The following is a 19,689-nucleotide window of genomic DNA, read 5'->3' on the forward strand; positions in this document are numbered from 1 at the left end:
TACGTTGAAAGAAAGTTTTAGAGGTGGCGGCAATGGCTTTGACTCCAGAAGACGTGGTCAACAAGCGGTTTGAATCAACAAAGTTCCGTGAGGGATACGACCAAGATGATGTCGACGATTTTCTCGACGAGGTTGTTGTTGAGTTGCGCCGACTTAACCAAGAAAATGACGAGCTTCGTCAGCGCTTGAGTGCGGCTGAAGCTCGGGCGACTGAGCTTCAGCAGTCCGCCGGCAGCGCTGCTGCTGCGGCCCCTGCGCCAGCAGCAATTGCTGCTCCGGCTCCCGCTGCTATCGAGAGTGCCCCGGCCCCTGCTATCGCCGCTCCCGAGCCCGTGTCGTCAGTTCTTGACGACGCGAGCAGCACCAACAACTTGCTTCAGCTCGCGCGCCGTCTGCACGAGGAACATGTCCGCGAGGGCGTGCAGAAGCGTGACGCTCTTATTGCTGAAGGCCAGGCATCCGCCGCTGAAATCGTTGCTGAGGGCCAGGCATCTGCCGCCGAGATTCTCGCCGAGAGCAAGTCGGCTGCGGCTGAGATCGCTGCTCAGGCTGAGGCTAAGCAGCGCGAACAGCTGGGAGTTCTCGAGCAGCAGCGCGAAGCTCTCGAGGGTCGCATCGAATCGCTGCGTAACTTCGAACGCGAGTACCGCGAGAAGCTCAAGAGCTACATCGAAGACCAGCTGCACGAGCTCGACTCGTCGAGCCTTGTCACCGCCGGTGGTCCTTCACTTCAAGAGTCCGCTCAGCAGGGCCAGGCTCCGGTTTCGCAGCCCTCTGGTCACCTCACCCCCGAAGACTTCGCTGCGCCTCAGTCGGCACAGCAGCCTCCGGCCAGCTTCTCGGGTTTCTCCGGTAGCTAGTTTTTCTGCAATGGCCGTCAGTCGGTCGGTGCGAGCTTAGGCTCCACCGCCGCTGGCGGCTTTTGCTGTGTTCGCACCCCATTCGGCGAAGCCGGGGGAGTGTGGCATCACATCGTTCGCCATAACTATCAAGGAGCATCAGTGGAAACTCGAAGCTTGCCGGTTCCCGAGGGCTTAGCGGGGCAACGAGTTGATGCTGCTCTCGCCAAGTTGTTGGGTTTCTCCCGTACTTTCGCCGCTGAGGTAGCTGCCGGTGGTGGCGTCACGATGGACGGTTCGACGGTGGGCAAGTCCGACCGGCTCGCTGCCGGTGCATGGCTCGAAGTGTCGTGGGTATCAAAGACTGAGCCGCAGATCGTGCCAGTGGTGCTCGACACACTGGGCATCATCTATGACGATGAGCACATTGTCGTGATCGACAAGCCTGCTGGCGTTGCCGCGCATCCGTCTATCGGTTGGGATGGCGTCACTGTTCTCGGCGCTCTTGCGGGCGCCGGCTACCGGATCTCCACCTCGGGCGCGGCCGAACGCGCCGGGATCGTGCACCGCCTCGACGCGGGCACGAGTGGGCTCATGGTCGTCGCGAAGTCTGAAATCGCGTACACGGCACTCAAACGTGCGTTCCACGACCGCGAGGTCAGCAAGATCTATCACTCCGTCGTGCAGGGGCATCCCGATCCGCTCGCCGGAACTATCGACGCACCGATTGGTCGCCATCCGGGATCAAGTTGGAAGTTTGCGGTCGTAGCCGGCGGCAAAGACTCGATCACTCATTACGAAACGCTCGAAGCATTTCCTTCGGCGGCGCTCGTTGAGGTGCACCTCGAAACTGGGCGAACGCACCAGATTCGTGTTCACATGGCTGCTCAACGGCATCCGTGCGTCGGCGACACGATGTACGGCGCTGATCCCACTATCTCGTCTCGCCTAGGGCTCACACGCCAGTGGTTGCACGCCCACAAGCTGGGATTCGCCCATCCTGCGACTGGTGAACAGGTCACGTTCGAGTCGCCGTATCCGGCCGACCTTCAGGCAGCACTTGAGGTGCTTCGGACCGACTAGGGCGCGTCAGTTAGAGTCCGTCTGGGGTGCTGGCTTAGGCTAGATTTCGAAAGAATTCGGAGTGTCTGTGGCTGCTAATAACGACTCGTTTGTGCATTTGCACGTTCACAGTGAGTACTCGATGCTCGACGGTGCTGCCCGCGTCGGACCGCTGTTGGATGCCGCTGTTGAGCAGGGAATGCCTGCAATTGCGATCACCGACCATGGCAACATGTTCGGCGCCTACGACTTCTGGAAACAGGCCACAGCCAAAGGCATCAAGCCGATTATTGGTACGGAAGCCTATGTAACACCGGGTACGGCACGCAGCGACAAGACCCGAGTTCGTTGGGGTCGTAGCGACCAAGCTCGCGACGACGTCGGTGGTAGCGGTGCTTACACCCACATGACGCTGCTCTCTCAAAACAACGAGGGCATGCATAACCTCTTCCGTCTCTCGTCGCGCGCCTCCATCGAGGGTTTCTATTTCAAGCCCCGTATGGACCGCGAACTGCTGAGCCAGTACTCCAAGGGCATCATCGCCACCACGGGGTGCGTCGGTGGCGAAGTACAAACCAAACTCCGCTTGGGGCTCTACGACGAGGCGCGTCAAGCGGCTGCTGAGTTCCAAGACATCTTCGGCAAAGAGAACTTCTTTGCCGAAGTCATGGATCACGGAATTGACATTGAGCGACGCACGATGCTCGACCTCATCAAGCTCGCTAAAGAGCTCGATATGCCGTTGTTGGCCACCAATGACCTGCATTACACGCATGCTCACGATGCCACCGCACACGCAGCGCTGCTGTGCGTACAGTCGGCCTCAACGCTTGACGACCCCAACCGTTTCAAGTTCGACTCCAACGAGTTCTATCTCAAGTCGGCAGCCGAAATGCGTTCACTGTTCCGCGAGCATCCCGAAGCGTGCAACAACACGTTGTTGATCGCTGAGCGCAGCGAGATCAACTTCGAGGGCCGCGACTTGATGCCGCGCTTCCCTGTTCCCGAAGGGGAGACCGAAGCGACCTGGTTCGAAAAAGAAGTTGCGCGTGGCATGAACAAGCGCTTCAACAACGCGCCATCCGAAGCACACTTGGCGCAGGCCAAGTACGAGGTCGATGTTATTCAGCAGATGGGTTTCCCCGGCTACTTCCTCGTGGTTGCTGACTTCATTGAGTGGGCCAAGTCACAGGGCATCCGTGTGGGGCCTGGTCGTGGCTCCGCTGCTGGTTCCATGGCGTCGTACGCGGTCGGTATCACTGAGCTCGACCCGCTGCACCACGGCCTGATCTTCGAGCGCTTCCTCAACCCTGAACGTGTATCGATGCCCGATGTCGACGTCGACTTCGACGATCGCCGCCGCGGCGAAGTGATTCGCTACGTCACCGAGAAATACGGCGACGACCGAGTAGCTCAAATTGTCACTTACGGAACGATCAAGGCCAAGCAAGCGCTGAAAGACTCGGCGCGCGTACTAGGCATGCCGTATTCGGTAGGCGAGAAGCTCACCAAGGCGATGCCTCCCGCCATCATGGGTAAAGATATTTCGCTCGGTGATGTGCGCAACAAGGACGCTGCGCGGTACAAAGAGGCCGCCGACATCCGCGGCATTGTCGACACTGATCACGAGGCAGCGAAAGTATTCGAAACCGCTGTTGGCCTGGAGGGATTGAAACGCCAATGGGGCGTTCACGCCGCCGGTGTAGTTCTTTCGGCTGAACCGCTGCTCGATGTGTTGCCGATCATGCGCCGAGAAGATGATGGCGCAATAATCACTCAGTTCGACCAGCCACCGCTGGAGAGCCTTGGCCTGATCAAGATGGACTTCTTGGGTCTTCGAAACCTTACGGTTATCGAAGATGCGCTCAGGATGATCGAGGCCAATACCGGGTCCCCACTCATTATCGAAGATCTCGATCTGGATGCGGACCAAAAGACCTACGACTTGCTTGCGCGAGGAGACACCCTCGGCGTATTCCAGCTCGACGGCGGGCCAATGCGTGCGCTGCTTAAGCAGCTGAAGCCCACTAACTTCGAAGATATTTCTGCGGTAATTGCCCTGTACCGACCGGGCCCCATGGGAATGAACTCGCACACGAAGTACGCGCTTCGTAAGAACGGTCTTGAAGGCATCGATGCTATCCACGCCGAGCTTGAAGAGCCCCTGCGCGAGATTCTCGGTACGACGTTCGGCCTGATCGTGTATCAAGAGCAAGTGATGTCGGTTGCCCAAAAGGTCGCTGGCTTCAGCCTCGGCCAAGCGGACGTTCTGCGCCGCGCCATGGGTAAGAAGAAGAAGGAAGAGCTCGACAAGCAGTTCCTTGGCTTCGAATCCGGCATGCAAAACAACGGCTACAGCAAAGAAGCTGTCAAGGTGTTGTGGGAAACGCTCATGCCGTTCGCCGACTACGCCTTCAATAAGGCGCATAGTGCGGGCTATGGCGTCCTGAGCTATTGGACTGCCTACCTCAAGGCCAACTATCCGGCCGAGTACATGGCGGCGCTTCTCACCAGCGTCGGCGACTCTAAAGACAAACTCGGTATGTACTTGAGCGAGTGTCGGCGCATGGGCATCAAGGTGCTGGCACCAGATGTCAATGAGTCGACCGTGAACTTCACGGCCGTCGCCGGCGATATCCGCTTCGGTCTCGGCGCCGTGCGAAACGTTGGTGCCGCCGTCGTGGAGCAGATCGTACGCGCGCGCACCGAAAAGGGTCGTTTCGAGTCGTTCCACGATTTCTTGCGCAAGGTATCAATCCAGGTCGCCAACAAGCGCACCGTTGAGTCCTTGATCAAGTCGGGAGCATTTGACTCCTTGGGCGCAACGCGCCGCGGCCTGCTCGAAATTCACGAGGGCGCTTGCGACTCCGCGGTAAGCCTCAAGCGCAACGAAGCGAACGGTCAAGTCGATCTCTTCGGGGGAATCTTCGATTTCGATGAAGACGACGACGGTGTTCCAGAGCGCCCCGAATGGTCGAAACGCGACAAGCTCGCCTTCGAGCGCGAGATGCTCGGGCTCTATGTCTCTGATCATCCACTTTCAGGTCTCGAGCTTCAGCTTGCCAAGCATCAGGACTTTACGATCACCGAGGTGTTGTCGGGGGATGCGGTCGCTGATGGTGAGCACGTTTCCATCGCGGGTCTCGTGACGAGCGTGCAGCATCGAGTTGCCCGCAACAGCGGAAATCAGTACGGCATCGTGACGGTAGAGGACTTTGCGGGCGAGATCGATGTCATGTTTCTGGGCAAGACGTACCAAGAATTCGCGCCTGGTCTGGTCAACGACTCCATCGTCGTGGTGCGCGGACGAGCGAGCGCACGTGACGATGGCATGAACCTTCACGCCGTGAGTATGTTCTCGCCCGATCTAGGGCCCAGTTTGGGCTCGGGGCCGATCGTCTTGACGGTGAAAGAACAGCGGGCGACGACCGATGTCGTTTCGGGACTCGGCGAGGTTCTCATCCGGCACGCGGGCGATGTCGAAGTGCGTTTGCGCCTCGTTCGCGGCGATGTCGCGCGAGTGTTCGAACTTCCGTACCGCGTAAAGGTCTCCGCTGACCTTTATGGCGAAGTGAAGTCTCTGCTGGGGCCGGGTTCGCTCGGCTAATTGCACGGTGCTTCAGTAGCCCGCTCAGGCGTGACTAACGACGTCGCGACAGGTCGTCGGATAGCTAGACGGCGAGGTGCTAGACGCTAGGCGTTTCGTGCTCGAGCCCCATCGGGCGCATGTAGGTGCGCTCGTGATACAGCAGTGCTTCGTCTTCGTCGCCGAGGATACCGTGCTCGATCTCGACCACGACAACGGCATTGTTATGCACCGGATGCACGTCCACGATGCGCCCGATCATGACCGCAGTCGCGCCTTCTAACAGGGGGAGTCCACTTTCGGTGGGCTTCCAGTGGTCTCCCACGAATCGAAGGTCGTGGTCGGCAGCCATAGTTTCGGCAAGGTGACGGCTGTGGGGGCCCAGCATGTGGATGGCTATCTGGTTTCCGACAGTGATTGCGGGCCACGAGCTCGAGACCTGCGCCATGTTGAACGTCGCCATGGGTGGCACGGCTGCAAGCGACGCAAGAGAGGTTGCGGTGAACCCCACCGGGCGACCGTCCGGGGCAACTGATGTGATGGCGGCAACACCCGCGGCATGCCGCCTGAAGGCAGCCTTGAAGGCGTCGATTCCGTTTGCTACGTGTGAATTATCCATATGCTCACCTCAACCCTAATTGCCCAAGGCGAATTCCAAGCAGAGAAAGAACTAGCATGGTCAAGCCATGTCGCTGAAAACAATTGATCTCCGGTCCGCCGCTCTGAGCCGTGCGGAACTCTCTCGTGTCATCCCGCGTGCCCAAATGGACGTGTCGGTGGCTTCCGCTGCTGCGATCCAACTCATCAACGATGTAAGGGAGCACGGCGAGCAAGCTCTTCTCGACCAGGCCGAGCGTCTTGACGGCGTTCTTCCCGCGCGCGTACGAATTCACGCCGACGAGATCACACGAGCTACTCGTGCCCTTGAGCCATCCGTTCGCGAGGCCCTTGAGCTGGCTATTGACCGTGTGCGCACTGCGAGTAAGGCCCAGGTGCCGCCGCCAATGATGACGCAGCTGGGTGATGGCGCTGAGATTGTTCAGCGCTGGCAGCCGGTCAACCGTGTGGGGCTGTACGTACCCGGCGGTAAGGCTGTCTATCCTTCGAGCGTGATCATGAACGTCGTTCCTGCCCAAATCGCCGGTGTTTCGTCGGTCGCTTTAGCCTCCCCGCCGCAGCGTAATTTCGGGGGAGCAGTGCACCCCACAATTTTGGGTGCGGCCGGTCTGCTCGGCGTCGATGAGGTTTACGCGATGGGCGGCGCGGGGGCTATTGGTGCCTTCGCCTACGGCGTTCAGGAGCTTGGTCTCGACCCCGTTGACATCATTACGGGCCCGGGCAACGTGTACGTTGCCGCAGCAAAACGCGCTGTGCGGGGTGTCGTCGGCATCGACTCCGAAGCTGGTCCTACCGAAATCTTGATCATTGCGGATGGCTCGGCCGATCCCCGCCTCGTTGCTGCAGACTTGCTGAGTCAGGCAGAACACGATGAGCTTGCCGCTGCGGTTCTCGTCACCGATTCCGAAGAACTCGCGGATGCCGTACGAACGCACCTTGCTGAACAATTGGCAGCAACGTTGCACTCTCAGCGCGCATCCGTGGCTCTCGACGGGCAGCAGTCGGCGATCGTTTTGGTGAGCGACATGGCTGCCGCTGCTGCACTCAGTAACGCTTACGGTCCCGAGCACCTTGAAATCCAGACGGAAGAATCGGGGGCGGTACTCGACATGATCGATAACGCCGGAGCAATTTTCCTCGGTGACCAGTCACCCGTCAGTTTGGGTGACTACCTCGCCGGCTCGAATCACGTACTCCCTACCGGTGGACAGTCACGCTTCTCATCGGGCCTCGGCGCGTACACGTTCCTGCGTCCGCAGCAGGTTATTCGCTACAGCCACGACGCTTTGCGTGCGCTTGAGCCCCACATCGTGGCGCTCAGTACCGCTGAGGATCTCCCGGCTCACGGCTCGGCTGTGAGTAAGCGGTTCACCGATCGCTAACCGGGTACTCTTAAGGAACTATGTATTGCCCTTTTTGCAGGCATCCTGACAGCAGGGTTGTCGACTCACGAACCAGTGACGACGGCCTTTCGATTCGTCGCCGTCGGCAGTGCCCCGAGTGTGGTCGCCGTTTCTCCACCACCGAGACCGCATCGTTGAACGTGATCAAGCGAAACGGCGTTGTGGAATCGTTTAGTCGCGAGAAGATCGTCAGTGGCGTACGCAAAGCGTGTCAGGGTCGACCGGTCACCGATACCGATTTGGCCGTGCTCGCCCAAAAGGTCGAAGAAGCGATTCGCGCAACGGGTGCAGCTCAGATCGACGCCAATGAAATTGGTCTCGCGATTCTTTCGCCGTTGCGTGATCTCGACGAGGTCGCGTACCTCCGTTTCGCTAGCGTCTATCAAGCGTTTGACTCGCTCGACGACTTTGACGCCGCGATCAACCAACTTCGTCTCGACCACGGCACCGCTTCGTAGTCGCCACGGTGACTTGTTGATTCTCCCCACCTTCTACCGCTGAGAGCACCGTTAGCCATGTACGACTTTTTCTTCCGCACTGTTCTCAAGCGACTCGATCCAGAGTTCGCGCACTCGTTGGCCTTCTTAGTGATTCGTGCGCTGCCCGCAGTTGGCGTGGGAAAGCTGCTGCAGCGTCCGGTTGATCCCTCATTGCGCGTGCAGACTCTGGGGCTCACCTTCGACTCGCCTTTTGGCGTCGCTGCCGGGTTCGACAAATCTGGTGTGGGTATTCAGGGCCTGGGGCAGTTGGGCTTCAGCCACGTGGAGGTCGGCACAATCACGGCGTTGCCGCAGCCGGGTAACCCCAAGCCTCGCCTGTTCCGTCTCGTGGCAGATCGTGGCGTCATCAATCGCATGGGCTTCAATAACGCCGGAGCTATTCGAGCCGCCCAAGTGATCGAGCGTGCTCGTCGCCGAGCAGGCCGACCAATCATTGGCGTCAACATCGGCAAGTCGCGAGTGGTCGCGGTCGATGATGCGGTGGCGGACTACCTCACGAGTGCTCGGGCGTTAGCCCCGCTTGCTGACTATCTCGTCGTCAACGTCAGCTCACCCAATACGCCCGGTCTCCGAGGGCTCCAGGAGATCGACAAGCTCAAGCCCCTGCTCACGGCAGTTAAGTCGGCTGCGGGTCAGACGCCGGTTCTTGTGAAGATCGCTCCCGACGTGACGGATGACGAAGCTCGCGCAATTGCGCGTCTCGCTGTCGATGAACTCGATGGCATCATCGCGACGAACACGACGCTCTCCCGTGAAGGGCTTTCAACGCCCGCCGAGACGGTAGAAGCCGCCGGGGCCGGGGGAGTATCGGGCAAGCCGGTCGAGGCGCGTTCTCTCGAACTGCTTCGCATCATCCGGGCGGTCGTACCCTCAGAGTTCTGTGTGATTTCCGTCGGTGGAGTCGAGACCGCCGAAGACGTTGCTGAGCGGCTGCGTGAAGGAGCCACGCTCGTGCAGGGTTATACCGGGTTCATTTACCGCGGCCCGTTCTGGGCGCGTTCGATCAACTCGAAGCTCACGAAACTAATGCGTTCAGAGGCTGCCTAACAGCGCAACGCTGAGGTTGCCCCGCTACGACGACGTCCGCTGCGGCGACGTCATTGAACGGCTCCACGCGAGTGTTCTTACGCGCGGCGCCGTTCGAACGAAAGAACCTTAGGCCGGGAACTCGCCGCGCTTTACCTGCGGCTTGGGAAGACGCATGATGCGCAGCTGAAGTGAGCGCATTGCGGCGTACCAGCGGACGCGTTCGGCGCGAGACTCGCCAAACTTCTCGTTGATCTTTTTGCGCAGTCGAAGTCCGAGCAGCACGGCGTCGAGTGTGGCGACGAGGAAGAAGCCCCACAGTGCCATGAGGCCGATGACCTGCACCTCGGGCTGCGGGAAGAACGTCATGATGATTACAGCGAACATCATCGGCACCAGCAATTCGCCCACGTTGAAGCGCGCATCCACGTAATCACGCACGAAACGTTTTTGCGGTCCGCGGTCACGAATCGGAAGGTACTTCTCTTCACCGTTCGCCATGCCAATACGGGCGCGTTCGCGCTCTGCCTGCATTTGAGTGCGAGCTGTGCGACGCGCTTCTTTGCGGTCATTGGAGACGAGGGGGCGCAAGTTTGCGGCTTCGCGTTCCTTGCGAGTGGGGGTAGGGCGTCCCTTGCCTGAGGCGACGCCGTCGTGCTCGTCGGAGTTCTCGGGAGTGGGGGTGTTATCGGTCGAAGTAGTTTTTGCCACGGGGTTCCTTGCGTTGGTGTCGATCTAAGATTACTCGTATGACTCACACGCCGCAGCCGACGTCAGCGTCGACGACTCCCGATCCTCTGCTCGTTCCCCTTACCGAGGCCGTGGAAGCGGCTTTGCCGGCCACGGTTGCCGAGCTCGGGGCACTCGTTCGCATCCCCTCAGTATCGTGGGATGGCTTCGATTCAGACCAGGTCAAGCGCAGCGCGGAAGCGGCTAAAGCCCTGATCGAGGACATTGGCGTTTTTGAGACGGTAGAGCTCGCTCGAGCGCCTATTGAGGGCGACACGCTGGGTCACCCGGCGGTATTGGCGACGCGCAAGGCGAGAAACGGCAAGCCCACGATCTTGCTCTACGCCCACCACGACGTTCAGCCTCCTGGCCACGATGAAGACTGGGATTCGCCTCCCTTCGAGCCCACCGTGCGCGGCGACCGCCTGTACGGCCGCGGTGCGGCTGACGATAAGGCCGGAATCATGGCACACGTTGCAGCGATCCGCGCTTTTGTAGAGACAGTCGGAACCGACTTCGATCTCGGGCTCGTAGCGTTCTTTGAGGGCGAGGAAGAATTTGGTTCGCGCTCGTTCGCAAACTTCATCACAGAAAATCGCGAGAAGCTCGCTGCTGACGTTATCGTGGTTGCCGACTCGGACAACTGGGACATCAACACCCCGTCGCTGACAGTCGGACTGCGCGGGAACGTGACATTCAAGCTCAAGGTCTCCACTCTCGCGCACGCCTCGCACTCTGGCATGTTCGGGGGAGCGGTTCCGGATGCGATGCTCGCCGCGATCAAGCTTCTTGCGACGCTTCATGGCGAAGACGGCGCGGTCGCGGTGGAGGGACTCACTAGTCGCGAATCGCAAACCCCCGAGTACAGCGAAGAGAAGCTACGCCACGAAGCGGGACTTCTCGATGGCGTTTCGTCGATTGGCGATGGAAGCGTCTTGAGTCGGCTCTGGGACAAACCCTCAGTAACGGTGACAGGCATCGACGCGCCTACCGTGATGAACGCATCCAACACGCTCACGCCGAGCGTCACCGTCAAGGTGAGCGCCCGAATTGCACCCGGTCAAGATCCCGAAGACGCCTTCGTAGCGCTTCGCGACCATCTCGAAGCGAACGCACCCTTTGGTGCCCACCTTGAGATATCCGATGTCGACAAGGGCAGCCCGTTCTTAGTTGACACGAGTGGTTGGGCCGTTGAAATCGTCAAGTCGGCCATGCATGAGGCCTGGGGCAACGAACCTCTCGAGACGGGGATCGGTGGGTCGATCCCGTTCATTTCCGACCTCGTCGAGGTATTCCCTGAGGCGCAGATTCTTGTTACCGGAGTTGAAGACCCCGAGTCGCGCGCTCACAGCCCCAACGAGTCGCTTCACCTCGGAGTCTTCAAGCGCGCCATCCTCACGGAGGCGTTGCTGCTCGCAAAGTTGGAACGGCGGGCGTAGAATTACCTCATGACTGATTCCGCTGTTGAAACTGACACCCACGGTGTTGCACTCACCGAGGCTGCCTCGAACAAGGTGCGTAGCCTCATGTCGCAAGAGGGTCGCGATGACTTGCGTCTTCGTTTGGCCGTTCAGCCCGGCGGATGCTCAGGGCTCATCTATCAGCTCTACTTCGACGAGCGCTTCCTTGACGGAGACGTCAGCCGAGACTTCGGCGACGGCGTCGAGGTTGTCGTTGACAAAATGAGCGTTCCGTACCTCGACGGTGCCAGCATCGATTTCGAAGACACGATTGAGAAGCAGGGTTTCACTATCGACAACCCCAATGCCGAAGGCAGCTGCGCCTGCGGCGACAGTTTTCACTAATTTCATAGCAATTTTGCGAGAAGGTGCGCCGATTTGGTGCACCTTTTCGCTTGTGCGGGGCGAGGCGGTAATCAATACCCCCTCTCGCTGCATATACACTGGAAAGGTATTAGTCCGTGTTCTTCGAGAGGTCACAGGTGCGCTCTAACCGCCGAATTCGATGGGCAGCGATCCCACTAGCTCTGGTTACGATGCTGGTGCTGACCGGCTGTACTCAAGAGCAGTTGCAGGGCTGGCTCCCGGGAGATCCCGAAACCACTAACCACACAAGCCGCATCATCGGGCTGTGGGTAACATCGTGGATTGTCTTGCTCGTGGTGGGTGTCATCACGTGGGGCCTCATCATCTGGGCTGCGGTTGTTTACCGCCGTCGCCGTGGACAGACCGGGCTACCCGTTCAGCTCCGTTACAACATGCCGATCGAAGTGTTTTACACGATCGTGCCTCTGATCCTTGTCATCGGGTTCTTCGCGTTCACTGCGCGTGACCAGGCTGCTATCGAGCAGGTCGAGGTCAACCCCGACGTGTCAATCGAGGTCATCGGCAAGCGTTGGGCTTGGGACTTCAACTACGTTGACGACAACGTCTACAGCGCGGGTGTTCAGGCAGACTTCAACCCCGACGGCACTGTTGACGTCGACAACCTTCCTCAGCTGGTGCTTCCCGTTGACAAGAAGGTCGAGATCAAGATTGAGTCTCGCGACGTTATTCACTCTTTCTGGGTGGTGGACTTCCTTTACAAGAAGGACATGATCCCCGGCAAGAGCAACTACATGTACTTCATCCCCACTAAGGAAGGCACGTACCAGGGCAAGTGCGCTGAGCTATGCGGCGAGTATCACTCGCTCATGCTCTTCACCGTCAAGGTTGTGTCTCAGGCTGAGTACGACGAGTACATCGAAAGCCAGCGCGACGCCGGCTTCGAGGGCCAAATCGGACTCGAATACAACGTCAACCAGAACTTGCCCGGCAACGGCAGCAGCGACGAGGAATAGGGCTCATGAGCGTCGAACGTAAGGGCAACGTCATGGTGAACTGGATCACCTCGACGGACCACAAAACTATTGGGTACATGTACCTGATCACGTCATTCTTCTACTTCCTGCTCGGCGGTGTAATGGCGCTGGTCATCCGTGCTCAGCTCTTTGAGCCGGGTCTCTCGATCGTTGCAACTGGTGAGCAGTACAACCAGTTGTTTACGATGCACGGCACGATCATGCTGCTGATGTTCGCGACGCCGTTGTTCGCTGGCTTCGCGAACGTGCTGATGCCGCTTCAGATCGGAGCTCCCGACGTTGCGTTCCCGCGTCTTAACGCTTTCGCCTACTGGCTCTACAGCTTCGGTTCGCTGATCGCGGTCGCCGGCTTCCTTACCCCTCAGGGTGCGGCATCCTTCGGCTGGTTCGCATACGCACCCCTGTCGAGCACCACGTTCTCGCCCGGCATCGGTGGAAATCTCTGGGTCTTCGGTCTCGCTATGAGTGGTTTCGGAACGATTCTTGGTGGAGTCAACTTCATCACGACGATCATTACGATGCGTGCTCCGGGTATGACCATGTTCCGCATGCCAATCTTCACGTGGAACACCCTCGTGACCTCGCTGCTGATCCTCATGGCGTTCCCCGTTCTGGCGGCAGCGATGTTTGGCCTCGGCATGGATCGTGTATTCGACGGTCATATCTATGACCCGGCAAATGGCGGGGTTCTGCTTTGGCAGCATCTCTTCTGGTTCTTCGGGCACCCCGAGGTGTACATCATTGCGCTTCCGTTCTTCGGAATCGTCTCTGAAGTATTCCCGGTCTTCAGCCGCAAGCCGATCTTTGGTTACAGCACCCTCATCTATGCGACGATCTCGATCGCAGCGCTGTCGGTCACGGTGTGGGCTCACCACATGTACGTCACCGGTTCGGTACTGCTCCCGTTCTTCTCGCTCATGACAATGCTCATCGCGGTGCCGACAGGTGTGAAGATCTTCAACTGGATCGGCACAATGTGGCGCGGTTCGATCACTTTCGAAACGCCCATGTTGTGGGCTATCGGATTCCTCGTTACCTTCACCTTCGGTGGGCTCACGGGTGTCATCCTTGCAAGCCCGCCGCTCGACTTCCACGTGTCTGACACGTACTTCGTCGTAGCCCACTTCCACTACGTAGTCTTCGGAACCGTGGTATTCGCCATGTTCAGCGGGTTCTACTTCTGGTGGCCCAAGTGGACCGGCAAGATGCTCAACGAAAGCTTGGGAAAGATCCACTTCTGGTTGCTTTTCATCGGCTTCCACACGACCTTCCTCATCCAGCACTGGGCCGGCGTCGTCGCGCTGCCGCGTCGTTACCGCACCTATCTTGAAGAAGATGGTGTGACGTGGATGAACCAGGTCTCGACGATCGGTGCATTCGTGCTTGCGATCTCGATGATTCCGTTCCTCTACAACGTCTACGTGACGGCCCGCAAGGCGCCCAAGGTCACGGTTAATGACCCGTGGGGCTACGGACGTTCACTCGAGTGGGCAACGAGCTGCCCGCCGCCTCGCCACAACTTCACGTCTATCCCTCGGATCCGTTCAGAGTCCCCAGCATTTGACTTGAACCACCCCGAAGCGGGAATCCCGGTTGGAATTGGTCCAGGCAAGGACGCTCCTGAAGCTCCCGTCTACGACCTCGCAGATGAGAAGGTGAAGTAACCGATGAATGCAAACGTCAAGCTCTACTGGATCCTCACGGTCTTCTTCTTCATCTTGGCCGGGCTGTACACCGCATGGTCGCTCCTCGATGCTGCTCACCAGCAGGTCGAGTGGGTAGGCACCATAACGCTTCTCCTGAGTGGAATGCTCTGGGCTCTGATTGCCTTTTACCTCGACAAGGTTCACAAGGCACAGGGTGCAGAGCTTGCCGAAGACCGGATGGACGCCAACATTGAAGACGGCGACGCCGAGCAGGGGCACTTCAGCCCTTGGAGCTGGTGGCCCATCGTTCTCGCTGGTGCTGCTTCGCTCGTCTTCCTGGGCGTAGCGATTGGACCATGGATTGCATTCATCGGCGGAGGAATTCTCGTCGTTAGCCTCGTAGGGTGGACGTATGAGTACTACCGCGGATACTTCGCTCACTAACGCGGCGCAGATTCGCCCCGCCACTGTTCAGGACGCGTCCTCGGTATTCGAGCTGCTCAAGCAGCTGGGTACCGAGTACGCTCCGGATCGCGCGGCGTTCGATTCTGCCTTCGCCCATGCGGTCGACGATCGGGCTACGACGCTCATGCTCGTGGCCGCGCAGCCCGCTGGTGCGGTTGTCGGGTACGCTTTTGCGACCATCGCACACTTGCTCCACACCAACGGAAGTTCAGCTCAGCTTCAAGAGCTGGTGGTGGATAGCAGCGTGCAAAGTACCGGTATCGGCACTCGGCTCGTTGAAGCGGTAGAGGCCGTCTGCCTCGAGCGCGGTGTGCGTCAGTTGACTGTACCCAGCCGTGGTTCTGCGGACTTCTTTGAGCGCATCGGCTATATGTCGACCGCCGACTTCCTGAAGCGCGTCTTCGACTAATCACTTTGGTTTTCGTCTCTCCCGATTGACTGCAATAGGTCCGCCGGGGTAGCCAAAGACAAAGTGCGCGCCTCTGCGATTTCGACGCGAGTCCCGCACGCCCCAAGTTGCTGCTTGTCCGTTAGCCGGACTTTCCCAGATGTCTGTGTGCTGGCGTTGTGCAGCGATGCCAAGAGTCGTCTTGAGCCTGCAGCGGGCTACCGAGCGTCTTTGCCTCGGCGGGAATCTTCGCGATGTATGGCAGCGTCCATGGATCTGTTGCGACGACTCGATCCTGCCCTTTCGCAGCACGACCCGGAGGGTAGCCTCAAGGTCTGCATCGCTCGTCGTCCTCGCTTCCGTTGCTCGCGTCCACTCCTCGTGGGGTTCTCCGAGGCTGAAGGTGGGTAATCGGCGACGCAGGCTGGGCGACCTGGGCGAATTCGTCCTATCTCGCGTATCTCGCGTACTTGGCGTACTTGGCGTACCTCGCGCATCTGACGTACCTGGCGGCGCTTGAAGCCCCGCTAACCGCGGCAACGTCCGCAGCGCTGCAAATCCCTGGCGTCGTGGGCAGCGCTGCCAACCCTGACGCTCAGGAGGTCTCGACTATTCGCTGAGGTCGTTCCTCCTTGAGCGCTTCACAGGTGTTTCGTTGGCGCTCTGAGGTTGCAGCACGGTCAGGAACGGCGGTTCGGTGTCTCGGGGTGTCGCTGTTCGCAGTGTGGGCCGAGGCCGATCTCTGCCGCACCGCGCACATTGTGCGTTGCGCTGCGCTGCGCCCACGAGACGCAATGAGTGCCCGGGCGAATGTGTGCACTTCTCAGAAGAAGGTCGCAGTGGAGTCCGGAGCGTGGTGTGCTTTAGCGCTGCCTTGAGAGGGGTTCGTTGAAGTCAGCAGAGCCAACTCGAGGACCTCCAGAAGTGTCTGCGCCGGCAGATCCTGTAGAGAGGCGCCGCGCTGTAGCGGCCGCTAGATCAGTCGTTGATCACCCGTTAACGACCTGTGGGCCTCACCGAAACAAATTCGGTGAGGCCCACAGGGTTTAGGGCGGGGGAGCAGCCTTAGTGGTGCTCGTCCTTGGACTGCTCGATCTCCTGCTGCGAAACGGGAGCGATGCGGTCCTCGAAGAACCACCGTGAAGCCGAAGCACGCAGACGCTGTGCGATTGAGATACGACCCTGATCATTCGGGCGGATCATCAGCGGCTTGTAGTCCGTGTAGCTCACAAGCTTCCAGCGCTCGTACTCGGAGAGCTGCTCATGAACTTCGATGTACTCACCGTGCGGCAAACGAACGATGCGTCCTGACTCGTAACCGTGGAGGGCGATCTCGCGGTCCTTCTTCTGCAGGCCGATACATACCCGCTTCGTGATGAAGTACGCAATGATCGGTCCGACGATGAGCAGAGCCTGGCAGGAGTGAATAACTCCCTCGATAGATAGCTTGAAGTGCGTTGCTATCAGGTCCGAGCTCGCTGCGGCCCAGAGGACTGCGTAGAACGTGACTCCGGCTGCACCGATAGCGGTACGGGTTGGAGCGTTACGCGGGCGGTCAGCGATGTGGTGCTCACGCTTGTCGCCAGTGATCCACGCTTCGATGAACGGGTAGAAAGCGACGATCGCCATGAAGAGGCCCAAGATCACCAACGGAGCGATGATGTTGAACGACCACGTAAAGCCGAACCACTCTGTTTCCCACCCTGGTGGCACGAGTCGGAGGGCGCCGTCGGCGAATCCGATGTACCAGTCAGGCTGAGTACCTGCAGAAACAGGGGAGGGGTCGTACGGACCGTAGACCCAGACTGGGTTGATCGAGAATGTCGATGCAATCAGTGTGATGACACCGAAGACGATGAAGAAGAATCCACCGGCCTTGGCGGCGAAGCCAGGCATGACGGGGGAGCCTACGACGTTGTCGTTGGTGCGACCGGGGCCAGCAAACTGCGTGTGCTTGTTGATCACAAGCAGCAGCATGTGGATACCGATGGCAGCGATGATGATCGCTGGCAGCAACATGATGTGCAGGATGTAGAGACGACTGACGATGTCGATGCCGGGGAACTCTCCGCCGAAGAGCAGATACGAGATCCACGTTCCGATGACCGGGATTCCCTTGACCATTCCGTCGATGATGCGCAGACCGTTACCGGAGAGCAGGTCATCGGGCAGCGAGTAGCCGGTGAAGCCTTCAGCCATCGCGAGAATGAAGAGAACGAAACCGATGAACCAGTTGATTTCGCGCGGCTTGCGGAATGCTCCCGTGAAGTAAACGCGAAGCATGTGCAGACCAATCGCAGCCACGAACAGCAGGGCTGCCCAGTGGTGGATCTGGCGCATCAAGAGTCCGCCACGGATGTCGAAGGAAATATCGAGCGTCGACGCCATAGCGGTCGACATCTGAATTCCCTTCAGCGGTGCGTAGGAACCGTCGTACTCGACCTCGACCATCGAAGCTTCGAAGAAGAACGTCAAGAAAGTTCCCGAGAGCAGGATGACGACGAAGCTGTAAAGAGCTACCTCGCCGAGCATGAAGGACCAGTGGTCGGGGAAGATCTTGCGACCTACCTCTTTGACGAGCCCGGAGATGCTGGTGCGCTCGTCAATGTAGTTCGCTGCAGCTCCGGTGAAACGCTGTCCGCGTGTCTTGGGCTGTGCGTCCTGGGTGGGGGTGGTTGTCATAGCTGGCGCTCCCAGAAGCTTGGTCCGACGGGCTCTTCAAAGTCGCTCTTAGCGATGAGGTAACCCTCTGAATCGACCGTAATCGGCAATTGCGGAAGTGGACGCTTCGCTGGGCCGAAGATAACGGCAGCTTCGCGCTTGATGTCGAACTGCGACTGGTGACACGGGCAGAGCAGGTGGTGCGTCTGCTGTTCGTACAGTGCAACGGGACATCCGACGTGGGTGCAAATCTTGGAGTAAGCGACGATTCCGTCGTAGTTCCAATCTTCGCGTCCCTCGGAAACCTGCAGGTCTTCTGGCTTCAAGCGAACGAGCAGAACAGCAGCTTTCGCTTTCTCTTCGATGCGGTGCTCGGAGTCGTTGAGCCCTTCAGGAATGACCTGGAAAGCAGAACCGATCGTGAGATCAGATGCCTTGATGGGGGTTCCGCTGGGGTCGCGCGTCAAACGCATGCCCTTCTCCCAATAGGTGTGCTTGAGCAGCCCTACGGGGTCCTCAGCGGGGGCCAAGTCGCGGAACAGAACGATAGCGGGAAGGGGCGTTACAACAAGGGCTCCGATGAGGGTGTTGCGCAGGAGCGTACGGCGGCCGAAGCCGGAGTCCTTGTTGCCCAGCGTGAACACTTCAATAGCCTTGGCGCGAGTTTCTTCGCTGCCTCGTGTTCCATGGCGCTGCTCGACGAGGTCGTGACCCTGCATGAGCGCCTTGGACCAGTGAACGGCACCAATACCGATTCCCAGAAGGCCAAGGGTGATTCCCAAGCCGAGGAAGAGAGTGTTGTTGCGAACCGACTGCATGTTGCCGGGCTCGATGGGGAACGCGAAGTAGGCGACTACTGCGAGCACGCTGCCCACGATCGACAACACGAACAGCATCGATACTCGACGCTCTTGCTGCTTGTCGACCTTGGGGTCGAGGTCCGTTACACGAGGGCGATGCGGGAGGAACCCGGGGTTGGGCACCTCGTCACTTGCGACGACGGCGGTGCCTGCACTGTGTGCAGGAGCGCCGTGCTGCTCGACGTCCTTACCCGCAGCCATGCTGCCGGCGGTGTCGCCGTGGTCGTCTGCCATTCTTATCCCTTCAACCGTCCGCTGTGAAGCGGTCGCTAACTAGTTTGACTTAGCCGTGAGCCAGACCGTGATTGCCACGATCGCGCCAAGGCCGAAGATCCAGATGAACAGACCCTCAGAAACGGGGCCGAGTGATCCAAGCGTGAATCCACCAACGGAAGGCGTCTCATCGAGGTACTTGAGGTACGTGATGATGTCTGCCTTTTCCTCCGGAGTGAGGTTGGCGTCGTTGAATACAGGCATGTTTTGCGGGCCAGTAAGCATGGCCTCGTAAACGTGCTTTGAGGTTACGCCGGAGAGCGCTGGGGCGTACTTGCCCTCGGTCAGTGCTCCACCAGCACCAGCAACGTTGTGGCACATTGCGCAGTTGATGCGGAAGAGCTCAGCACCATTAGAAACGTCTGCATCACCGGTGAGGTACATGTCAGCGGGGATTGCGGGGCCGGGGCCCTGCGCTGCGACGAAGACAGAAAGAGCTTGGATCTGCTCTTCGGTGAACTGAACCGGCTTAACTTCAGCCTGCGGACCGGTAATTGCCATGGGCATACGACCGGTTCCTACCTGAAAGTCGGTTGCTGCCGCACCGACGCCGATAAGCGTGGGGCCCTGAGTCGTTCCCTGAAGGTCGAGACCGTGACACGTCGCACAGTTTGCGGCGAAGAGCTTTCCGCCTTCTTCTACGAGAGCTTCAGCGGATGCGCTGGTCTCTGCCGTTGCACTGGAAGTGAACAGCGCATATGCACCGCCCGTTCCCAAGAGGCCGACGAGCAGGAGGGCTACAGTCGCAAGGGGATGGCGTCGCCCAGCGGATCGAGATCCGCCTGACGCGCGAGCTGCCTGTGAGGCCATTA

General features: G+C 59.2%; 17 protein-coding genes. 12 read left to right on the plus strand and 5 right to left on the minus strand.

Annotated elements, in window-relative coordinates:
- Window positions 1–32 precede the first annotated feature (32 nt).
- From ACWTV3_RS00760 to dnaE, 3 genes are all read left to right on the plus strand, one after another.
- Window positions 33–860, plus strand: a complete 828-nt coding sequence (locus ACWTV3_RS00760; RefSeq protein WP_498476406.1) for a DivIVA domain-containing protein — start codon at window positions 33–35, stop codon at window positions 858–860.
- Between the two features lie 141 nt (window positions 861–1,001).
- Window positions 1,002–1,922, plus strand: a complete 921-nt coding sequence (locus tag ACWTV3_RS00765; protein ID WP_498476407.1) for an RluA family pseudouridine synthase — start codon at window positions 1,002–1,004, stop codon at window positions 1,920–1,922.
- 67 nt (window positions 1,923–1,989) lie between these two features.
- Entirely contained in the window at window positions 1,990–5,508 is a 3,519-nt protein-coding gene (gene dnaE / locus ACWTV3_RS00770) for a DNA polymerase III subunit alpha (RefSeq protein ID WP_498476408.1), read from the plus strand.
- A gap of 79 nt (window positions 5,509–5,587) precedes the next feature.
- Here the strand turns inward: dnaE and ACWTV3_RS00775 are convergent, their stop codons facing one another.
- Complete coding sequence (locus ACWTV3_RS00775) at window positions 5,588–6,106, minus strand: flavin reductase family protein (protein WP_498476409.1); 519 nt, start codon at window positions 6,104–6,106, stop codon at window positions 5,588–5,590.
- Window positions 6,107–6,173: 67 nt separating this feature from the next.
- On the opposite strand from ACWTV3_RS00775, the gene hisD reads away from it, so the two are divergent.
- Genes hisD through ACWTV3_RS00790 form a run of 3 tightly spaced genes read left to right on the plus strand, consistent with a single transcriptional unit; the run spans window position 6,174 to window position 9,055 of the window.
- Window positions 6,174–7,487, plus strand: a complete 1,314-nt coding sequence (gene hisD, locus ACWTV3_RS00780) for a histidinol dehydrogenase (RefSeq protein WP_498476410.1) — start codon at window positions 6,174–6,176, stop codon at window positions 7,485–7,487.
- Window positions 7,488–7,507: 20 nt separating this feature from the next.
- The gene (nrdR, locus tag ACWTV3_RS00785; RefSeq protein WP_100389074.1) at window positions 7,508–7,966 is read left to right on the plus strand and encodes a transcriptional regulator NrdR; all 459 of its coding nucleotides are present in this window, start codon (window positions 7,508–7,510) and stop codon (window positions 7,964–7,966) included.
- Between the two features lie 57 nt (window positions 7,967–8,023).
- Window positions 8,024–9,055: a quinone-dependent dihydroorotate dehydrogenase gene (locus tag ACWTV3_RS00790; RefSeq protein WP_498476411.1), complete on the plus strand. Its 1,032-nt coding sequence runs from the start codon at window positions 8,024–8,026 to the stop codon at window positions 9,053–9,055.
- Window positions 9,056–9,163: 108 nt separating this feature from the next.
- Here ACWTV3_RS00790 and ACWTV3_RS00795 read toward each other — a convergent pair whose 3' ends face one another.
- Window positions 9,164–9,745, minus strand: a complete 582-nt coding sequence (locus tag ACWTV3_RS00795; RefSeq protein ID WP_498476412.1) for a DUF3043 domain-containing protein — start codon at window positions 9,743–9,745, stop codon at window positions 9,164–9,166.
- 38 nt (window positions 9,746–9,783) lie between these two features.
- Between ACWTV3_RS00795 and ACWTV3_RS00800 the strand changes: the two genes are divergently transcribed.
- The 6 genes from ACWTV3_RS00800 to ACWTV3_RS00825 all read left to right on the plus strand — a co-directional run bounded on the left by ACWTV3_RS00800 (window position 9,784) and on the right by ACWTV3_RS00825 (window position 15,104).
- Window positions 9,784–11,202 carry a dipeptidase gene (locus ACWTV3_RS00800; protein ID WP_498476413.1) on the plus strand — a complete coding sequence of 473 codons (1,419 nt, stop codon included), beginning with the start codon at window positions 9,784–9,786 and terminating at the stop codon, window positions 11,200–11,202.
- Window positions 11,203–11,211: 9 nt separating this feature from the next.
- Window positions 11,212–11,568 (plus strand): HesB/IscA family protein, encoded by a 357-nt coding sequence (locus ACWTV3_RS00805; RefSeq protein WP_100389070.1) that lies wholly within the window; start codon window positions 11,212–11,214, stop codon window positions 11,566–11,568.
- A 137-nt stretch (window positions 11,569–11,705) separates the two neighbouring features.
- The gene (gene ctaC / locus ACWTV3_RS00810) at window positions 11,706–12,563 is read left to right on the plus strand and encodes an aa3-type cytochrome oxidase subunit II (protein WP_498476414.1); all 858 of its coding nucleotides are present in this window, start codon (window positions 11,706–11,708) and stop codon (window positions 12,561–12,563) included.
- 5 nt (window positions 12,564–12,568) lie between these two features.
- Window positions 12,569–14,248, plus strand: coding sequence for an aa3-type cytochrome oxidase subunit I (gene ctaD / locus ACWTV3_RS00815; protein ID WP_498476415.1), 1,680 nt, complete (start codon window positions 12,569–12,571; stop codon window positions 14,246–14,248).
- A gap of 3 nt (window positions 14,249–14,251) precedes the next feature.
- A complete protein-coding gene (locus ACWTV3_RS00820; RefSeq protein WP_498476416.1) occupies window positions 14,252–14,674 on the plus strand; it encodes a cytochrome c oxidase subunit 4 in 423 nt (140 codons plus the stop codon).
- On the plus strand, window positions 14,643–15,104 hold the full coding sequence (locus ACWTV3_RS00825; protein WP_498476417.1) for a GNAT family N-acetyltransferase: 462 nt from the start codon (window positions 14,643–14,645) through the stop codon (window positions 15,102–15,104). Before ACWTV3_RS00820 ends, ACWTV3_RS00825 begins: the two co-directional genes overlap by 32 nt.
- A gap of 1,044 nt (window positions 15,105–16,148) precedes the next feature.
- Here the strand turns inward: ACWTV3_RS00825 and qcrB are convergent.
- Genes qcrB through qcrC form a run of 3 tightly spaced genes read right to left on the minus strand, consistent with a single transcriptional unit; the run spans window position 16,149 to window position 19,687 of the window.
- Entirely contained in the window at window positions 16,149–17,765 is a 1,617-nt protein-coding gene (gene qcrB / locus ACWTV3_RS00830; RefSeq protein WP_498476418.1) for a cytochrome bc1 complex cytochrome b subunit, read from the minus strand.
- Window positions 17,762–18,838 (minus strand): cytochrome bc1 complex Rieske iron-sulfur subunit, encoded by a 1,077-nt coding sequence (gene qcrA, locus ACWTV3_RS00835; RefSeq protein WP_498476419.1) that lies wholly within the window; start codon window positions 18,836–18,838, stop codon window positions 17,762–17,764. Before qcrA ends, qcrB begins: the two co-directional genes overlap by 4 nt.
- Before the next feature lie 39 nt (window positions 18,839–18,877).
- Entirely contained in the window at window positions 18,878–19,687 is an 810-nt protein-coding gene (gene qcrC / locus ACWTV3_RS00840) for a cytochrome bc1 complex diheme cytochrome c subunit (RefSeq protein WP_498476420.1), read from the minus strand.
- Window positions 19,688–19,689: the final 2 nt, after the last annotated feature.

This window comes from Salinibacterium sp. AL4.1 (assembly GCF_059767305.1).